At 63.6% G+C, this 1139-nt stretch carries 1 protein-coding gene; it reads left to right on the top strand.

Going from position 1 to position 1139, the window contains the following annotated elements:
* Positions 1-1113 (top strand): DUF3459 domain-containing protein (locus B3C64_RS04685; RefSeq protein WP_291534072.1); only part of this gene is annotated, 1113 nt, incomplete at its 5' end.
* Positions 1114-1139: the final 26 nt, after the last annotated feature.

The raw sequence follows: 1139 nt of genomic DNA on the forward strand, positions 1-1139 counted from the left end.
CTCGATTCCATGCCGCTTGCCGATATGGATCCGAAGGCCGTGCAGAAGCAGGTTCCCGACGGAGGCTTCAGTCCGTTGTGGGACCGTCCTGAGGTGCATGATATCTACCGCGAATGGCGCAAGGTCTTCAACGAGTACGATCCGCCGCGGTTCGCGGTGGGCGAGGCATGGGTGAAGGCGTCCTCGCAACATCTGTACGCATCCACCGACGAATTGGGGCAGGTGTTCAATTTCGAATTCGCGGAAGCCAACTGGTTCGCCGACGAATTCCGCCAGGCCATCGCGGACGGCCTGGCCTCCGCGGCGCAGACCAACGGCTCCACGACCACATGGGTGATGAACAACCACGACGTGCCGCGCAGCCCGTCCCGGTTCGGCCTTCCCCAGGTGAAGGGCGCTCCCTACCATCAGCTTGCGCATGACTGGCTGCTGCGCGATGGCGGCACCTATCCGGAGGATCGTGCGCTCGGCACGCGCCGCGCCCGCGCCGCCGCACTGATGGAAATGGGGCTTCCCGGTTCCGTGTACGTGTACCAAGGCGAGGAACTGGGCCTGTTTGAGGTGCCGAATATTCCATGGGACCGTTTGGAGGATCCCACGCCGTTCAATACGCGCCGCAACTTCACCGACAAGGGACGTGACGGTTGCCGCGTGCCGATTCCGTGGATTGCCGCCGATTGCGGCGAACCGGCTTCGTGGAACAAGGATTTCATCACCGGCGGAACCTTCGGATTCGGTCCGGACAGGCGTGCGGACGGTTCCGCTCCCACCGACGCGCATCTGCCGCAGCCAGCATGGTTCAAGGATTTCGCGGCCGACGTCGAAGCGTCTGATAAGGAGTCAATGCTCGCGCTGTACCGCAGATTGCTGAAACTGCGCCAGACGGTGTTGACCGCGACGCGCGACACGTCGGCGGAGCTGCTGGACATGGGCGATTCGGTGGTCGCGTATTCCCGTCCGGCCACGGAAGGGCGTCGTTTCATGTCGGTCACGAATTTCGGCTCCACGCCGATAGCGCTGCCGTCCGATGCGGTCGCCGTCGCGAGCTCCGTCCCCCTGACCGAAGATGGGCGTTTGGAAAGCGATGCGTCCGTCTGGTTGCTACTGGGCTGATGACCGACGCGCCTGCCGATAGCCAT

The organism is Bifidobacterium sp. UBA6881 (assembly GCA_002451435.1).
Lineage (GTDB): Bacteria > Actinomycetota > Actinomycetes > Actinomycetales > Bifidobacteriaceae > Bifidobacterium.